Consider the following 16,780-nt stretch of genomic DNA (forward strand, 5'->3'; position numbering starts at 1 on the left):
TCGTAGGCGCGTGGGAGCGCTCACATCCGTACCCCCACTCGGGGGACGGGGCCGTCACTCCCCGTGCTAGCCTCCCCGCGTGCTGGTGGGCCGCGGCGGGGAGTGCGGCCGGCTCGACGACGTCCTGGTGGCCGCGGCTGCGGGAGACCCACGCGTCGTGGCGCTGCGCGGTGATCCCGGGATGGGCAAGACCTGCCTGCTGCAGTACGTGGCGGAGCAGGCCGGTGGCTTCCGCGTGGTCCGGGCCGCCGGGCACGAGGCCGAGCGGGAGATCCCGTTCGCGGCGCTGTCGATGCTCGTCGGCCCCCTGCTGGCCACGGTGCCCCGGCTGCCCGACGCGCAGGCCTCCGCGCTGGAGGGCGCGCTGAACCTGGGCCCGGCCGTGCACGGCGACCGGCTCGCCGTCGGCCCGGCCACGCTGGCCGCGCTGGCCGCGGCGGCCGAGCAGGGCCCGGTGCTGCTGGCCGTCGACGACGTGCACCTGTTCGACATGCCCTCGCTGGAGACGCTGTTCTTCGCGCTGCGCCGGCTGCACTCCGAGCGCGTCGCGGTCGTGATGACCGCCCGCTCGGAGGCCGACGTGCTGCCGGTCGTCGAGCAGTGGCTCGAGCCGATCGAGCAGATCCGCGTCGAGGGCCTCGACCTGGAGTCCGCCCGGCAGCTGACCGCCGAGCGCGGCACGCTGTCGGTCGCGACGTGGGAGGCCGCGACCGGCAACCCGCTGGCGCTGCTCGAGATGACCGCGTCCACCAGCGCGGACGTCCTCGACGAGCCGCTGCAGCTCTCGGCACGGCTGCTGCGCGCCTACGGCAGGCGCCTGGTCGGGCTGCCCGCGCGCACCCGCGACGCCCTGCTGCTGCTCGCGGTGGCCGGCCGGGCGGGCGACATGCTCGACGGGGCGCTGGCCCAGCGCGGGCTCGACCGCTCCGACCTGGAACCGGCCGAGGACACCGGGCTGATCGTGCAGGACTCGGGCACCACGGCGTTCACCCATCCCCTCGTCTGCAGCGCCGTGTACCACTCGGCCTCGCCTGCCACCAAGCGCTCCGCGCACCGCACCCTGGTCGAGGTGTACTCCGGGCGCAGCGCCCCCGGCGCTGCGGAGCGCCGCGCGTTCCACCTGGCCGCGGCCACCGCCGGGCCGGACGAGGCGGTCGCCGCCCAGCTCGCCGAGTCCGCGCGCACCGCCGCCGCCCGGCACAGCCACACCACCGCGGCCGTGCTGTTCGAGAAGGCCGCCCGGCTCAGCCCGCCCGGACCCGACCGCGCGGCCCGCATCCTGGAGGCCGCCCTGGCCGGGCAGGCCGCAGGCACCCTCGACGTGGTCGCCCCCCTGCTCGACGCGGCGATCGCCGAGACCGAGGACGAGGACCTGCTCACCGCGGCCCAGCACCTGCAGTGCCGGATCGCGATGTGGAGCGGGCACCCCGCGCAGGCCCGCGACCAGCTGCTCGACCTGGCCGAGCGCACCCGGACGCGCTCGCCGCAGTGGTCGGCGGTGATGCTCAGCCAGGCCGCGGTCGTCAGCATCACCCTGGGCGACCAGCGCGCCGCGGGCGACATGGCCGCCCGCGCCGCCGAACTGGTGCGCGGCGTGCCCGACGAGCTCGCGCTGCAGGTGCTGCTCGTGCGCGCGCTGACGATCGCGATGAACGACGACCCGGCCCCGGCGCGGGCCCTGCTGCAGCGCTGCGAACCGCACCTGCGCGCGGTCGATCCGCTCTCGATCGATCAGCTCCCGGTGGTGGCCGCGCTGGCCTACGCCTCCTTCGAGGAGACCGCGCCCGCCCGCGCGCTGCTGGAGGGCTCCGTGCGCGCCACCCGCAACGCGCAGGCCGTCGGGCTACTGCCGTTCCAGCTGTCCTGGCTGGCCTGGCAGTGCTGGCGCGACGGCGAGTGGGTCAGCGCGCTGGCCCACGCCCAGGCCGCCGTCCAGCTCGCCGAGGAGACCGGGTGGGCCACCGAGCTGCCCAACGGGCTCATCGTGCAGGCCACCGTGGAGGCCGCGCTGGGCAACGCCGAGGACGCCAGGACGCACGCCGAGCAGGCCGCCCGCATCGGCGCCGGCCAGTCCGACTCGAGGATCTTCGCCGCGCACGCCGCCCGGGTGCTGGGCCTGCTGGAGCTCGGGGCCGGGCACCCCGAGCAGGCCGCGGAGCACCTGGAGGCGGCGGGCGGGTTCGCGCTGGCCCACCGCATCGGCGACCGGGTGCTGTTCAGCTGGGCCGCCGACCTGACCGAGGCGCTGGTCCGCTCCGGGCGGGTCGAGCAGGCGCGCACGGCGTCGCTCGCGGTGGCCCGGGAGGCCGAGCGCACCGGCGGGCCGAACGCGATGGCCGTCGCCGCCCGCTGCCGGGCGCTGCTGGCCGAGTCCGACGAGGACGGCCTGCGCGCCTTCGAGGAGGCCCTGCGCCGGCACACCTCGGCGGGCAGGCCGTTCGAGCAGGCCCGCACCCAGCTCTGCTACGGCGAGTTCCTGCGCCGCCAGCAGCGCCGCGTGGACGCCCGCCCGCACCTGACCGCGGCACTGGCCACCTTCACCCGCCTCGGCGCGGCGCCCTGGGCGCGGCGGGCCGAGGCCGAGCTGCAGGCCACCGGGATGACCTCGCGGCGCAGCGCCGCCCCCAGCACCACCGAGCGGCTCACCCCGCAGGAGCTGCAGGTGGCCACCGTCGTCGCCGACGGGGCGACCAACTCCGAGGCCGCGACCCGGCTGTTCCTGTCGGCCAAGACGATCGAGTACCACCTGTCCAACGTCTACCGCAAGCTCGGCATCCGCTCCCGGGTCGAGCTGGCCCGGCGGATGATGGAGGGCCCGGAGCAGCCCGCGCCGACGCCCCGGGCCGCGCCGTCGAGCCCGCCGTCGAGCCCACCGTCGCACCCCCCGGCCCAGTCGCGACCGCGCTCGGGGCCCCGGGCCACCCCGCCCGCGGCGCCCCGCGCCGCGCCGCCCGGCGCCTCGGACGCGCTCAGCCCTGGTCCCGCCGCGGCCAGACCGCCCGCCATGGCCTGACCGCCTTCTCCGCCGCCTCGGCGCCCACCGCCACCGGCTCGACGCCCGGCCCGACCAGCGGTTCGACCGCCGGTGCTGCCGGTGCTGACGGTGCCGCCGACTCCGTCGGTCGCGGCGGCAGGACCGACGGGACCGGCGCCCCGAAGGAGATGGCCAGCTGGGCGGGCGTCACCTTCACCACGTCCTGGTTGAAGATCGCCCCGACCGCCAGCAGGCACCGGGCCACCAGCCCCGAGCACGTGTAGGTGCCGTCCATGAAGAAGGTGATCCGCCAGCCCAGGAACGCCCACAGGGCGATGCTGACCGTGGACAGCGCGCTGTACTGCGCCTTGCGCTCGAGGATGTCGACCGCGACGTCGACGACCTGCTGGCGGTCCTCGGGCGAGGCGTCGATGTGCACGATCGTGTACGGCTCGTCGACGTAGTCGGCCAGCGTCGCGTGGCGCACGCCCGACCCGACCGCCTCGACCAGGTCGCCGTCGGCGGAGATGATCAGGGCGGCGTGGGTGTACTCGCGGTAGACGCGGTGGTCGCGGCGCAGGCGGCGGGCCTGGCCGAACCGGATCAGCCGGTGGCGGAACCCGTGCGCGCGGCTGAGCAGGAAGTCGCCCGGCTGGACGGCCTTGGCCGTGCCGCCCCCGGGGACCCGCTCGATCGTGACGTGGTCGAGGGAGAGGGCCGGGGGGACCTCGCGGCGGGGTGGGTGCGTCGCGGCCATCGCTGTGCTCCTGCGGGACGGGTCCGGCCGCGGGCGCGGGCGCGGGGAGCGCGCGCCGGGCGGCGGGACGGGGTGGTGCTCGCGACATCGCCGCGCACGGCGGCGCGGGGGCTGTCCACCGCACCATAGAACGGCGCGGCGCGCGGCGGGGTCGCCCGCCGCGGCGCTGGGGTGTCCGGTTCACGCCGGGCGGTCACCGGCCAACCCCCTCGAACGGTCGGTGGGGCCCGGGCGGGCGCCACGGGGTGCTCCACCCGCGGTGACGGACGGGTCGAGCGGCCCACCGGCGGCGACGACCAGCCGGGGCAGGTCGCACAGGTGCTGGTCGTCGACCGAGAACGTGGACCCGCCGGTACCGCCCTGGTCGAAGGCGACGAGCCGGTAGTACAGCAACCCGGAGGCGCCCAGGCGGCGCCAGGCCTGCACGGGCACCGTCCACCGGTCGCCGGTGCCGAAGACGCCCTCGATCTCGCCGCCGAAGTAGTAGTTGTCGCCCGAGCGGTGCTCGATGGTCTCCATCAGCGTGCGGGAGGTGGCCATCTCGACCATCCACAGCGGCAGCCCGGCGGCGTCCACCCGGAACTGCGGGGGCGCCCCGGCGGCCGGCCAGGTGGCCGGTCCGACGATGCGGGGCTGGACCGCGGCGAGGGCGGTGGGCAGCGGGCGGGGCGTCGCGCGGGACACGGTCGCCGCCCTAGCCCGCGGCCAGCGGCAGCGGCCGCTCGACGTCGGCCACGGGGCCGGGGTGCAGCGGCACCGCGCGCGGCCGGGAGGGCCGGCGCCGGGCGGGCACGACGACGCGCGGGCGCGCCTCGATCCCGGCCGGGCCGAAGCCCGTGCGTTCCAGCGCGGTGCGCAGCGTGCCCAGCACGCGGGCCCGGGTGGGTCCGATGCTGCCCACCGGCATCTCGGTGAGCTGGGAGACGACCGCGTAGTCGCCGTGCTGCTCGTAGAACAGGGCGTCGACCAGGCGACGGCGCCGCCCGCTGAGCGCGTCGACCGCGTCGCGGACGGCGCGGCCCGCCTCCTCGTCGAGGAAGACCGCCTCCGGGCCAGGGGTGGCCTCGACGATCTGGTCGGTGAGGATCTCGTCAGGCACCTCGCGCCGGGTGAGGGCGGGCAGCGCCAGGCACTCGCGGCGGGCCGTGGTGCGCAGCCAGCCGCCGAGGCGCTCTGGCTCGCGGACGGTGTCCAACCGCTCGACGGCGCGCAGCCAGGTGTTCTGGGTGGCGTCGGCGGCGTCGGCGTCCTGCAGCCGGAACGAGCCGACGACCCCGCGCACCAGCCCGCTGAACCGCGTCATGATCTCGGTCCAGGCGCGCTGGTCGCCGGCTCGCGCCGCGTCGACCAGCTCGGTGGTGCTGCGTTCGCTCCACGGCTGCGGCATGTCGGCGTGCTCCCCCCTCGGTCGTCACCGACCGTAGGGAGGACGGGCCCGGCACGGATTCCGGAGAAACCCCGGGATGATCCGCGGGTGCCCGCGCGGGCGACCCCGGGGTGCGCCGGGTGCCGCCCGCGCACCCGGCTCCGCGGGTCAGCTCAGGTGCCGGCCCAGGAGGCTGAGGTCGGCCGGGCCGAGCCGGTCGCGCGCGGTCTTGGCCTGGTGCCAGTACGGGTAGCGCAGGGGCTGCGCGCTGACCGCGTCGAGGCGGGCCACCTCGTCGTCGGTGAGGGCGAGCTCGGCGGCGGCGAGGTTGTCGGCGAGCTGCTCCTCGGTGCGCGCCCCGACGATCACCGAGGTGACGGCGGGCTTGGCGATGAGGTAGGCCAGCGCCACCCGGGCGGCGGACACGCCGCGGGCCTCGCCGATGGCCACCAGCTCCTCGATGGTGTCGTAGAGCTTGTCCTCGTCGTGCACGGGGGGCTCGTCCCAGTCGGTGAGGTGGCGGCTGCCCTCGGGGGCCTGCGCGCCGCGGCGGTACTTGCCCGAGAGCAGGCCACCGGCGATCGGGCTCCACACCAGGATGCCCAGGCCCTGGTCGATCGACAGCGGCACCAGCTCGTCCTCGGCGTCGCGGGCCTGCAGCGAGTAGTAGATCTGCTGGCTGGCGAACCGGGCGGTGCCGGTGCGCTCGGCGACCCCGAGCGCCTTCATGAGCTGCCACGCCGCGTAGTTCGACGCGCCGATGTAGCGGACCTTGCCCGAGCGCACGAGCGCGTCGAGCGCGTCGAGGGTCTCCTCGAGCGGGGTCTGCCCGTCCCACTCGTGGACCTGGTAGAGGTCGATGTGGTCGGTGCCCAGCCGGCGCAGGCTGGCCTCGGCGGCCCGGATGACGTGGTGGCGGGAGAGCCCGGCGTCGTTCGGGCCCGCGCCCATCGGCATCCGCACCTTGGTGGCCACGAGCACCTCGTCGCGGTCGGCGCCCAGGGCCTGGCCCAGGATCTCCTCCGACAGCCCGGACGAGTACACGTCGGCGGTGTCGATGAGGTTGACCCCGGCGTCGCGGGCCAGCGCGATCTGCCGCCGCGCGTCCGCCACGTCGATCTTGCCGACGACCTCGGCGAACCCCGTCCCGCCGAAGCCCATCGTGCCCAGGGTGATCGTCGAGACGCGCAGGCCGGACCTGCCCAGCTGTCGGTACTCCATGCCGGTCACCCTATGACCGCGGGCCGCGCCCCGCCCGCGGATCAGTAGTGGATCACTCCCGGCTGCCCGCCGCCGACCGCGACGGCGTCGCCGTTGATCGCCACGCTGCGCGGCGAGGCCAGGAACGCCACCACGTCGGCGACCTCCTCGGCGGTGACCATCCGCCCGATCGTCGTGGACCGGCCGAACCGGGCCACGGCCTCCGCCTCGTCGACCCCGTCGCGCTCGGCCCGCTCGGCCACCATCGCCGGCGTGCGCTCGGTGACCGTCAGCCCCGGGTGCACGACGGTGGCGTTGACGCCGCTGGGCCCGAGCTCGGCGGCCAGCGCGGCGGTCATGGCGGCCACGGACACGTTGCGCACCGACCCGACCAGCGACGACGAGCTGCGCGCGTTCAGCCCGCTGATGCTGATGATCCGGCCCCAGCCCGCGGCGACCATGTGCGGCGCCACGGCACGGGCGCAGCGCAGGTAGCCCAGGACCTTGGTCTCGAACTGCTCGCGCATGACGTCGTCGCCGGTGGTGGCGGCCGACGCGGCCCCACCCACCGAGCCCGCCGGCGTGGCCGCGGCGTTGACCAGCACGTCCACCCCGCCGAACTCGGCCACCACCACCTCGACCGCCGTCCGCACCGAGGCGTCGTCGGCGGTGTCGGCGGGCACCGCGAGGACGCGGCGCCCGGAGCCCGCCAGCCGCTCGGCGGCGGCCCGCAGCGCGTCCGCGTCGCGCGCCACCACCGCCGCGTCCGCGCCCTCCGCGGTCAGCGCGGCCGCCACCGCGAAGCCGATCCCCCGGCTGCCACCCGTCACGATCGCGCGCTTGCCCGTCAGCCGTAGGTCCATGTCGATCAGTCTGCCCGCCCGTCCGGCACCACGACGCGGCGTGCCCGCCGTCACCCGTCAGTGGGTACTTCGCCCGGCGACGGGCCCCGTCCGGGGGTGTCCGCGTTTATCCGCACCGCCGACAGCCGATCGTCTTCCATGTGACCACGAGGTCGCCCACCGCACTGGGCCCTGCTCGCGTCGCGGCGATCCTGGTGGGCTCCGTGGCCGCCCTGCTGGGCCCGGCGGCGGGCCTGCTGCTGGAGGGCCCGGCACTGGACGCCGTCGTCGACCTCGCCCTGCTGCTCTTCTCGACCACCGCCGCGCTGCTGTGCCTGCGCGCGGCCCGGCTGGCGAGCGGGCGCACGCGGCACGGCTGGGCGGCGATCGCGCTCGGCTGCGCGGCGTGGGCGGTGAGCCAGGCGCTGTGGAGCGCGTCGACCGCGGCGCTGGGCGCGACGCCGCCGCACCCGTCGCCGGTGGAGCTGGGGTTCATGGCCTTCCCCGTGGCCGCGGTCGTCGGCCTGCGGTGGATCACCGAGCCCGCCGCGGCCGAGGGTGGCAGCGCGTTGCGGCGGGCGCTGGACCGGCTCATGATCGCCTGCGCGCTCGCCCTGGTGACCTGGGTGACCGTGCTGGACACCGTCGTCGACGCGAGCACCGGCGAGGTGCTCGTCGACGGCCTGGCGCTCTACTACCCGCTGGCCGACGTCGTGCTGGTGACGGCGGCGGTGATCACGGTCGCCCGGCTGCGCCACGACATCGCGCGCCACCTGCTGCTCGGCGGCGGCCTGGTGCTGATGGCGGTCACCGACCACGTGTTCGCCCACGAGCTGGCGGTCGGCTCGCCGCGCGGGACCACGGCGTTCGCGTGGGGGTGGTGGATCGCCTTCGCGATGGTCGGCGCGGCCGCGCTCGTCCCCGGCAGCGGCCGCCCGCCGGCGGGCGCTCGCCGAGCGGAGACGCTGCGGGTGCTGAACCAGCTGGCCCCCCACGTCCCGCTGGCGGCCGCGGCGGTGCTCGCCGCGGTCGACCTCGTCGTGGCCGTCGAGGACGACGCCGTGGCCGGGTTCCTGCTGGCGGCGCTCGTGCTGCTGGTGCTGGTGCGGCAGTACGCGATGCTGCGCGAGAACCTGGCGCTCGACGCGGCCGTGCGCCTGCGCGAGGAGCAGCTGCGCCACCAGGCCCTGCACGACCCGCTCACCGGGCTGCCCAACCGGGCGATGTTCCTCGACCGCCTCGCGCGGGCGCTCGACCTGGCCCGCCGCGAGGGGCGCGCGGTGTCGGTCGCGTTCCTCGACCTGGACGGCTTCAAGGCGGTCAACGACGCCCTGGGCCACGCGGCCGGCGACGCGCTGCTGGTGCGGGTGGCCGAGCGGCTGCGCGGGGCGGTCCGCCGGACCGACGCGCTGGCCCGCCTGGGCGGCGACGAGTTCGCGGTGCTGGTCGAGGACGGCGACCCGGCGCGGGCGGCCGCGGGGTTGGTCGAGGCGCTGCGGACGCCCTTCGCGCTGGCGGAGCGCACGGTCGCGGTCTCGACCAGCGTCGGGGTGGCGACGGCGGAGCCGGACGGCCCGGACGACCTGCGGGCCCCGAACCTGCTGCACCGCGCCGACGTGGCGATGTACGCGGCCAAGACCGCGGGCCGGGGCCGCGTGCGGGTGCACTCCCCCGCGCTCGACCTCGCCCGCCGCGACGACCGGCCGCCGCTCGAACGGGCCTTCGCCCGCGCGCTGTCCGCGGGCGAGGTGCGCGCCGACTTCCAACCCGTCGTCGACCCCGTGACCGGACGGATCGCCGCGCTGGAGGCGCTGGCCCGGTGGACCCACGACGGCGTCGACGTGCCGCCTGCGACGTTCATCCCGATCTGCGCCCGGGCCGGGCTGCACCACCAGCTCACCGCGGCGGTGCTGGAGCAGTCCTGCGCCCGGCTGGCCGGGTGGAACGCCGCGCTGGGGCACCGGCGGCTGCGGGTGGCCGTCAACGTCGACCCCACCGAGTTCTCCGACCCCGCGCTGGTGGAGCGGGTGGTCGGGCTGCTCGAACGGCACCGGCTGGCCCCGGCCCAGCTGGCCCTGGAGATGACCGAGATCGCCTTCGGCAACCGGCCCGACACCGTGCTGGAGGTGATCCACCGGCTGCGAGGGCTGGGCGTGCGCCTGGCCCTGGACGACTTCGGCACCGGCTACAGCACCCTGGCCCGGCTGCTGGCCACACCGGTGGACACGGTCAAGATCGACCGGGTGTTCGTCACCGACGTCGACCACGACGACCGCCAGCGCGCCTTCCTGGCCGCGCTGCTGGAGCTGGCCCGCGCGCTGGGGATGCGGACCGTGGCCGAGGGCGTCGAGCGGCCGGGCCAGCTGCGCGAGCTGCGCGCGCTGCGCTGCGACCTCGTGCAGGGCCACTTCATCGCCCGCCCCGCCGACGCCGCCACCACGACCGGGCTGCTGCTCGCCGGGCGACCGCTGCTGGGCCCCGAACTGCTCGACCCCACCCCCAGCCCGGCCTGATCGCGCCGCTCAGCGGCGCCCGGGAGCCGGCAGCGGCCCGAACAGCTCGACGAGCTCCTCGAACCGCACGAGCACCGCGGCGAGCGTCAACCCGGCCACCACCCCGACGAGCACCCCGACGACCGGCGGGAGCGCGCCCGGCGCCGGTGGCCCCGCGTCGAGCAGCCCGGCCACTCCGCCGGCCAGCGCCACGGCGCCCAGCACGGCGTTGCGCACCACGTGCACGCGCCCGAGGGGCCGGCGGGCCGCGCCGAAGCACCGGCACGGCTCGGCCAGGCCCCGGCGCACCGTGCGCACGATGCCGCCGGTCAGCACGGCGAGCAGGGCCAGCGCGAGCGCGGACCCCGGCCAGGACGGGCCGGGCAGGCACATCGCGACCACCACGGCCGCCTCGGCCAGCACGGTCGCCCCGGCCACGGCGGCGGCGGTGCGCGGCCCGGCCAGCCGCATCCGCACCAGCGAGGCGCCGAACTCGGTGAACGCGGCCCGGTCGCGCACCTTGCCCGCCACCGATACGGCGAAGACCGCGCCCAGCGCGACGCGGCAGCACAAGACGACCATCGGCAGCGCACTCACCACGCACCCGCCCGGCCGTCCGGGCGGGCCAGCACGAGCAGCTCGTCGCTGACCCCGAGCAGGGTCGGCTCGCCCTCCAGCTCGCGCAGCGCGTCGAGCAGCCGGGCGGTTCGCGGCCCGTCGGCCAGGATGCGGTCGAGCCCGTGCACCGCCCAGGCCGGGCCCTCCAGCGCGACGACCCGGTCGAGCCGGAGCCCGGCCTCGGCGAGCTCGCCGGCCAGCTCGTCGGGGCGGTGGCGGTGCCCGGCGGCGGGCCCGCGGTCGACGCAGCCGCGCCAGGACGGCACCCGCGGCCCGTGCGCCGCGCCGGGCGGGTCGTCCTCGACGCCGCCGCGCAGCAGGCCGTCCAGCGTCGCGGCGACCCGGTTGACGGTGGCCGCGACCACCACGCCGTCGGGGCGCAGCCGGCGCGCGGCCCGCCGCCAGGCGCGCACCCTGGCCGCCCGCTCCGCGCCGTGGCGGCGCGGGTCGAGCATGAGCACCCCGTCGAAGCCGCCCGCCGGGCCCGGGGGCTCCGGGCGCGCCCCGGCGACGTGGACCGAGTACCCCGCCCCGGCCAGCGGCCCGGCGAACCGCCCCGCGTCCTCGCCGAGGTCGAGCAGTGCCGCCGGGGCCCGGGGCAGCATCCGGACCAGCACGTCCCAGGTGCGCAGGCCCCGCAGCCGCACCGACGCCGGCCGGCGCCCCGGCCCGGCCCGCTCCGAGCGGTGCGGCTCGGGACGGTGCGGCTCGAGACGGTGCGGGAGGGACCGCGGGTGCGCCGGTCGGCTGGCCACCACCGGCGCGGGCCGCGCGGGCGGGGGCGGGGCGTCGTCGTGCAGCAGCGCCAGGTGGGCCGCGGCCAGCTCGGGGCACGGGTCGACGCCGAGCTCGCCCGCGAGGTCCTGGCGGACCCGCTCGAAGGCGGCGAAGGCGGCGTCGCGGCGCCCGACCGCCCGGTAGGCGCGCAGCAGCCGGGCCTGGACGCGCTCGTCGAGCGGGCAGTCCCTGGCCTGCTCCTCCAGCACCGGCAGCACCTCGTCCACGCAGCCGCGCTCCAGCGCCGCGTCGACGTACCAGGACAGCACCGCGTGCCACTCGGCGACCAGGGTGAGCAGGCGCGGGTGCCCGAGCAGCAGGGGCAGGTCCGGCGCCGGCGGACGCCACATCCGCACGGCCTCCCCCGCCGCCAACCAGAACCGCGTGCGGTCACCGGTGCCGCGGGCCCCGCGGGCCTGGGTCACCAGCGCGCGGAAGCGCAGCGCGTCGACCTCGGCCGGCCCCACCCGCAGCGCGTAGGCCGCCCCGAGCGCGGGCAGCAGCGCGCTGGCCGAGCGGCTGGGCCGGTCGGGCTCGAACACCTGGCGCAGGTGCTTGACGTGGGTCTGGATGATGTTGGTGGCGCGCGGCGGGCAGCCTTCGGGCCACAGCGCGGCGGTCAGCTCGTCGCGGGTGACCGGGTGCCCGCCGGCCAGCGCCAGCACCGCCAGCACCGCCCGGCGCTGCGGCGGCCCGGCGTCCAGCTCCGCGTCGCGGGCGGCCCGGACGGCACCGAGAAGTTGTATGCGCAACGGCACGGCTCGCTGACCCATTTCCTCCCACATCCGCCCCGAATCGGACGTTTCCGGTCGCGGGAATGAATGCCCCACCGCCACCGCGCCGTTCAGTTTGCCCACAACCGGCGACCAATGCCAAGCCGTTGTGGAACGGCACCCGCGCACGCTATAAAGCGCCCCCACGCGACCATGACCTGGCAGCCCGCCGCCATTCACGCCGCCTATTGCCGCCATCCGCGCCATCGACCTGCCGCCGTGCGGCGCCATTGCCCGGCGCACGGCTCCTCGAACTCCCCCGGACCGGACGTCCAGTCCGCGTCCAGTCGCCCTTCAACCGGTCGCCCGATCATTCGCCGTGCCACTCGAAAGGAGACGAACGTGAAGAGAACCATAAATTCGCTCGGTGACCGGCTGCTCGGCAGGCTCGTGCCGCGGGTGAGCGCGGCCGCCGAGCCCTGCGGGCCGTTGGACGCCCGCTACTGCGGCTGCGCGGGCAACTGGACCTACGAGCGGCTCTGCTGTCGCTACAGCGGGTCCTGCTACCCCTGCCGGCGGGCCTACCAGGGCTGCTGACCCCCTCCGGTCGGGCGGTGGCGTCGCCGCCCGACCGGCCGCCGCCCCGACCCACGCCAGCCCCGGAAAGGGAGCCCAGCCATGCTCTACCTGACCATCGCGGTCGTCCTCGTCGGCGCCCTCTGCGTGCTCGACCTGCTGCTGACCCTCGGCGTCGTCCGCCGCCTGCGCGAGCACACCGAACTGCTCTCCGCCCCGCGGACGGACATGTCCTCCGACGTCATCGCGGCCGGGCGACGCCCCGCCGCCTTCACCGCGGCCGACGCCGACGGCGTCCCGGTCGGGCTCGACGACCTCGCCGCGGACGCCCTGCTGGGCTTCTTCACCCCGAGCTGCCCGGCCTGCACGGAGCGCCTGCCCGACTTCCTCGCCCTGGCCGCGCGGGTGCCCGGCGGCCGCGACAAGGTCGTCGCGGTGGTCGCCGGGGGGCTCGGCCCGGACGGCTCCGTCGCGGGCGAGGCCGCCGACCTGGTCGCCCGGCTCGGCGGGGTCGCCCGCGTGCTCCCCGAGGCGCACGACGGCCCGGTCTCGGCGGCCTTCCAGGTCGTCGCCTACCCCTCGTGGGTGCTGATGGACGGGGCGGAGGTCGGGGCGAGCGCGGTCGGGATGGACCGGCTGCCCAGCCCGGTCCCGGCCTGACCCGGACCGGGCGCCCGGAGAGGCGGACGACCGTGGCCCAGCCGACGACGACCGACCACCGCGCCGAGCACCACGCGCCGGCGCCGGAGGCCGGCGAACCCCACGCGGGCATGATGCGCACCGCGGTGGCCGCCCTCGACCTCGCGTGGCGGGCGGCGCCGCGCTCGGCGGCCGCGGCCGTGCTGCTGGCCGTGCTCGGCGGCATCGCCCCGGTCCTGGTCGGCGTGCTGACCAAGCTGCTGCTCGACCGGCTGGCCGGGGAGCCCGGGGCGGGCGGCTGGGGCGCGCTGGTCGGCCTCGGGGTCGCGCTGGCGGCCTGCGGGCTGGTGACCGCGTTGCTGCCGCACCTCACCGGCCACGTGGAGGCGGGCTGGGGCCGGGCGGTCGCGCTGCGCGGCCAGGGCGTGCTCTACGCCGCGGTGAACCGGCTGGTGGGCCTGATCCGGCTGGAGGACCCGGCGTTCCGCGACCGGCTGCGACTGGCCGAGGAGGCCGGCCGGACCGGGCCCGTCGTGATCGCGGGCGGCACGCTGGAGATGGTCCGCGGCACGCTCACCGTCGGCGGGTTCGCGGTGACGCTGGCCGCGCTCAACCCGTGGATGGTGCTGCTCGTCGCCCTGGTCGCGGTGCCGACCGCGCGCGCGGAGCTGACGATCTCGCGCCAGCGCGCGGACACCGACTGGCGGCTGAGCCCGGCCGAACGCCGCCAGATCTTCTACGCCGACCTGCTGACCGGCCTCGCCGCGGCCAAGGAGATCCGGCTGTTCGGGCTGGCCGAGCTGTTCAAGGGACGGATGCTGGGCGAGCTGCGCACGGTCAGCACCGAGCTGGCCGCGCTGGACCGCCGCGAGCTGCGCGCGCAGGTCGGGCTGGCGGTCCTGGGCGCGGCCGCGGCCGGTACCGGGCTGGTCTGGGCCGTGCTCGACTGCGCGGCCGGACGGCTGAGCATCGGCGACGTCGCACTGTTCGTCGCCGCGACCGGCGGCGTGCAGTCCGCGGTCGGGGCGGCCATCAGCCGCTTCGCCGGCACCCACGGCGCCGTGCTGCGCTTCGGCCACTTCCGCCACGTCGTGGGCATCGGACCGGACCTGCCCCTGCCCGCCGACCCCCGACCGGTCCCGCCGCTGCGCCGGGGCATCGAGCTGCGCGACGTGTGGTTCCGCTACGGGCCCGACCGGCCGTGGGTGCTGCGCGGGCTCGACCTGACCGTCGCCCGCGGCGAGACCGTCGCGCTGGTCGGGCTCAACGGCGCCGGCAAGAGCACGCTGGTCAAGCTGCTGCTGCGGTTCTACGACCCGCAGCGCGGCGAGGTCCGCTGGGACGGCGTCGACGTGCGCGAGCTCGCGCCCGACGGCCTGCGCGACCGGGTCGGCGCCGTCTTCCAGGACTTCATGAGCTACGACCTGTCCGCCGCGGACAACATCGGACTCGGCTCGGTCGACGCCCTCGACGACGGCGCGGACGGTGCGGCCCGCATCCGCACGGCCGCCGAGCGCGCAGGCAGCCACGACACGATCGCGGCGCTGCCGCACGGCTACGCCACCGCGCTGACCCGGATGTTCTCCGACTCCACCGACGCCGCCGACCCGACGACCGGGGTGCTGCTCTCCGGCGGGCAGTGGCAGCGGGTGGCGCTGGCGCGCTCGTTCATGCGCGCCGACCGCGACCTGCTGATCCTCGACGAGCCCAGCTCCGGCCTGGACGCCGAGGCCGAGGCCGACGTCCACCGGCGGCTGACCGGGCTGCGCCGCGACCGCACGACCCTGCTCATCTCCCACCGCCTCGGCGCCGTGCGCGACGCCGACCGGATCGTCGTGCTGCGCGACGGGCTGGTCGTCGAGCAGGGCAGCCACGCGCAGCTGATGGCCCGCGACGGCGACTACGCCGCGCTGTTCCGGTTGCAGGCCACCGGCTACCGCGAGGAGGAGCCCACGTGACGCGGCTGCGGGGCGCGCAGGCCGCCGCGGCGGTCGCCGCACTGGCCTGCGGGGCCGCCGTCGTCCGGCTGCGCGGGCGCTGGCTGCACGTGACCGTCGACGGCCCGTCGATGCTGCCCACCCTCGCCCCGGGCGACCGGGTGCTCGCCCGCCGCGGGCCCGCCGTGGTGCTGACCGGCGACGTGGTGGTCGTGCACCGCCCGACCGGGGACCGCTGGTCGCCCGACCCGGCCCCCCGGCCGGCCCCGGCGACCGGCCCGCTGATGATCAAGCGGGTGGTCGCCGGGCCGGGAGACCGGGTGCCCGCGCTCGTCGCGTCCGGCTGGGACGCGCCGGCCGGCACGCGCGTGCCGGCGGGGCGCTACGTGCTGCTCGGCGACAACCTCGACGACAGCCTCGACTCGCGCATCCTCGGGTCCTGCCCGGCGGGTTCGATCGTCGGGGTCGTCCCCCGGCTCAGCCCTTCGCGCGCACCCGCGGCGGCACGATCATCCGCTTCGGGTCGACCAGGGCCAGCGCCAGCAGCCCGACGACCGGCAGCAGGGTGAGCTGCACCAGCCCGGCGCCCGCCCAGCCCATCCCGGCGACCAGCCGCGCGAAGATCAGTCCGGACGCGGCCGCGGCCACGTAGTAGGTGAGGATGAACAGCCCCGCGCCGCGCCCGACGTGCTCGGGGCGCACCGCCCGCTGCAGCGCGGTGCTGCAGTTGGTGAACAGCACGCCGCTGGCGAAGGTGCCCATCAGGAACGCGAGCACGTACTGCGCGGCCACGCCGTCGGCCACCTGGTAGGCCAGCAGCGCGGTGAGCGCGGAGCCGACGAACCCGACGGCGAGCAGGAGCCGCTGGTCGACCCGGTCGGCCAGCCAGCCCACGGGCAGCGCCATCATCGCCCCGAACCCGACCAGCGACGCGGCCAGCGCGGCCTCACCGGGGCCGAACCCCAGCTGCTCGCGCAGGAAGGTCGGGTAGAGCCCGAGGAAGCCGTAGAACACCAGTCCGGAGACCGCCGAGGCGATGCCCAGGCCGAGCGAGCCGCGGTTGTACGGGCTGGCCGGCACGTGCTCGTAGCTCGCGGTGTCGGCGGTGCCCGCCCGGCCGGTGACCGCCTCGCTCATCGAGCGCGGGACCGCGACCAGCAGGATCGCGGCCATCACCAGCCCGGCCACGCCGAACACGTAGAACGGGGTGCGCCAGGTGCCGCTCGCCTCGACCAGCGCCTGCCCGAGCACCGGGCCGAGGAACACGCCCAGCCCGAACGCCAGCCCGATGAACCCCGCGGCCAGCGCCCTGCGGTGGAAGAAGTACGCCCCGATGACCGCGTAGATCGCGGTGGCCTGCACACCCTCGCCGATCCCGGAGACCAGCCGGTAGACCGCCATGTCGACGAAGCCGGAGGCGAGCGGGATGGCCACGGTGCCCAGCGAGTACACCAGCACGCTGACCACGACGATCGTCCGGCGGGACATCCGGTCGAGCAGGTAGCCCGCCGGCAGGCCGGTCAGGGCCAGGCCCAGGGTGAAGCCGGTGGCCAGCAGGCCGGCCTGGTCGAGCGAGAAGCCGAACTCCTCGCGGATCGGCGGCACCAGCGGGTAGAAGACCTGCCGGTCCATCGCGTTGAGCATGTAGGACACGCACAGCACGGCCAGGCCGATCACGGCGGCCCGGCTCACCCCGCCGTCGGGGGGCGCCCCCGCCGGTCCCGCCCCTTCCCCGCGTGCGCCCTGCTCACCGGAGACCGCCGGCTGCGCCATCGAAGCTCCCGACCTGCCAGGTGTCCGCTGTGCGGACAACCGTCCGATATTGGTGGGGATGAGCCTGACCCGTCCGGTGGCGGCAGTCAAGGTCGTCTTCCCGGAGGTGGAAGGCC

The 16,780-nt window shown here is 76.8% G+C and carries 14 protein-coding genes; 6 read left to right on the forward strand and 8 right to left on the reverse strand.

Annotation, left to right across the window (positions count from 1 at the left end):
- The first annotated feature begins 79 nt into the window (after positions 1-79).
- Positions 80-3,013, forward strand: a complete 2,934-nt coding sequence (locus KDL28_RS01275) for a LuxR C-terminal-related transcriptional regulator (RefSeq protein WP_308215905.1) — start codon at positions 80-82, stop codon at positions 3,011-3,013.
- Here the strand turns inward: KDL28_RS01275 and KDL28_RS01280 are convergent.
- The 5 genes from KDL28_RS01280 to KDL28_RS01300 all read right to left on the reverse strand — a co-directional run bounded on the left by KDL28_RS01280 (position 2,970) and on the right by KDL28_RS01300 (position 7,160).
- Positions 2,970-3,731 (reverse strand): C40 family peptidase, encoded by a 762-nt coding sequence (locus KDL28_RS01280; RefSeq protein WP_252435297.1) that lies wholly within the window; start codon positions 3,729-3,731, stop codon positions 2,970-2,972. The genes KDL28_RS01275 and KDL28_RS01280 overlap by 44 nt on opposite strands.
- 180 nt (positions 3,732-3,911) lie before the next feature.
- Entirely contained in the window at positions 3,912-4,415 is a 504-nt protein-coding gene (locus tag KDL28_RS01285; RefSeq protein ID WP_252435263.1) for a hypothetical protein, read from the reverse strand.
- Positions 4,416-4,425: 10 nt separating this feature from the next.
- The gene (locus tag KDL28_RS01290; protein ID WP_252435264.1) at positions 4,426-5,118 is read right to left on the reverse strand and encodes an RNA polymerase sigma factor; all 693 of its coding nucleotides are present in this window, start codon (positions 5,116-5,118) and stop codon (positions 4,426-4,428) included.
- Between the two features lie 147 nt (positions 5,119-5,265).
- Positions 5,266-6,318, reverse strand: coding sequence for an aldo/keto reductase (locus tag KDL28_RS01295; RefSeq protein ID WP_252435265.1), 1,053 nt, complete (start codon positions 6,316-6,318; stop codon positions 5,266-5,268).
- A 41-nt stretch (positions 6,319-6,359) separates the two neighbouring features.
- Positions 6,360-7,160, reverse strand: coding sequence for an SDR family NAD(P)-dependent oxidoreductase (locus KDL28_RS01300; protein ID WP_252435266.1), 801 nt, complete (start codon positions 7,158-7,160; stop codon positions 6,360-6,362).
- Between the two features lie 140 nt (positions 7,161-7,300).
- Here KDL28_RS01300 and KDL28_RS41235 point away from each other — a divergent pair, with 140 nt between their 5' ends.
- Positions 7,301-9,652: a putative bifunctional diguanylate cyclase/phosphodiesterase gene (locus KDL28_RS41235; protein ID WP_252435267.1), complete on the forward strand. Its 2,352-nt coding sequence runs from the start codon at positions 7,301-7,303 to the stop codon at positions 9,650-9,652.
- A 9-nt stretch (positions 9,653-9,661) separates the two neighbouring features.
- Here KDL28_RS41235 and KDL28_RS01310 read toward each other — a convergent pair whose 3' ends face one another.
- A complete protein-coding gene (locus tag KDL28_RS01310) occupies positions 9,662-10,228 on the reverse strand; it encodes a MauE/DoxX family redox-associated membrane protein (RefSeq protein WP_252435268.1) in 567 nt (188 codons plus the stop codon).
- Entirely contained in the window at positions 10,225-11,799 is a 1,575-nt protein-coding gene (locus KDL28_RS41050; protein WP_305882165.1) for an AfsR/SARP family transcriptional regulator, read from the reverse strand. Before KDL28_RS41050 ends, KDL28_RS01310 begins: the two co-directional genes overlap by 4 nt.
- Positions 11,800-12,141: 342 nt before the next feature.
- On the opposite strand from KDL28_RS41050, the gene KDL28_RS01320 reads away from it, so the two are divergent.
- The 4 genes from KDL28_RS01320 to KDL28_RS01335 all read left to right on the forward strand — a co-directional run bounded on the left by KDL28_RS01320 (position 12,142) and on the right by KDL28_RS01335 (position 15,460).
- On the forward strand, positions 12,142-12,336 hold the full coding sequence (locus KDL28_RS01320; protein ID WP_252435269.1) for a hypothetical protein: 195 nt from the start codon (positions 12,142-12,144) through the stop codon (positions 12,334-12,336).
- A gap of 81 nt (positions 12,337-12,417) precedes the next feature.
- Positions 12,418-12,975: a thioredoxin domain-containing protein gene (locus KDL28_RS01325; RefSeq protein ID WP_252435270.1), complete on the forward strand. Its 558-nt coding sequence runs from the start codon at positions 12,418-12,420 to the stop codon at positions 12,973-12,975.
- A gap of 32 nt (positions 12,976-13,007) precedes the next feature.
- Complete coding sequence (locus KDL28_RS01330) at positions 13,008-14,912, forward strand: ABC transporter ATP-binding protein (RefSeq protein WP_252435271.1); 1,905 nt, start codon at positions 13,008-13,010, stop codon at positions 14,910-14,912.
- Complete coding sequence (locus KDL28_RS01335; protein ID WP_252435272.1) at positions 14,909-15,460, forward strand: S26 family signal peptidase; 552 nt, start codon at positions 14,909-14,911, stop codon at positions 15,458-15,460. The genes KDL28_RS01330 and KDL28_RS01335 overlap by 4 nt, the downstream gene beginning before the upstream one ends.
- On the opposite strand, the gene KDL28_RS01340 is transcribed toward KDL28_RS01335, so the two are convergent.
- On the reverse strand, positions 15,369-16,664 hold the full coding sequence (locus tag KDL28_RS01340) for an MFS transporter (RefSeq protein WP_252435273.1): 1,296 nt from the start codon (positions 16,662-16,664) through the stop codon (positions 15,369-15,371). The genes KDL28_RS01335 and KDL28_RS01340 overlap by 92 nt on opposite strands.
- Between the last annotated feature and the right edge of the window lie 116 nt (positions 16,665-16,780).

The organism is Pseudonocardia humida (assembly GCF_023898865.1).
Taxonomy (GTDB): Bacteria; Actinomycetota; Actinomycetes; order Mycobacteriales; family Pseudonocardiaceae; genus Pseudonocardia; species Pseudonocardia humida.